The following is a 274-nucleotide window of genomic DNA, read 5'->3' as shown; positions in this document are numbered from 1 at the left end:
CGCCGGCAACGACGTCGACATCTTCACCGAGTGGGCCAGGGCCGTGGTGCACGGTGACGTGCACGCGTCGCTCAGCCGGCAGTACGCCGCCGGGATGGTCGCGCTGCGCCCCACCGGCGACGGCCACATCCAGGGTTACTCCGGGGTGGAGGAGATGCAGCAGCAGTACGGGGACTGGGTGATCGACGCCCATCTGCCGGGGGCGGGTACGGCGACCCAGGCGGTCGAGGTCGGCTACATGGCGAACGCGTACGTGCGCCTGAAGCACCCCGAC

1 protein-coding gene is annotated in these 274 nt (G+C 70.8%); it reads left to right on the top strand.

The window, feature by feature from the left end; translation table 11 throughout:
* A partial coding sequence (locus tag EOD29_RS31740; protein WP_206520549.1) for a hypothetical protein occupies positions 1-274 on the top strand: 274 nt, incomplete at both ends.

Origin of the sequence: Mesorhizobium sp. M1A.T.Ca.IN.004.03.1.1, assembly GCF_003997555.1 — a bacterium.
Taxonomy (GTDB): Bacteria; Pseudomonadota; Alphaproteobacteria; order Rhizobiales; family Rhizobiaceae; genus Mesorhizobium.
This window is presented reverse-complemented; position numbering and strand designations above follow the sequence as displayed.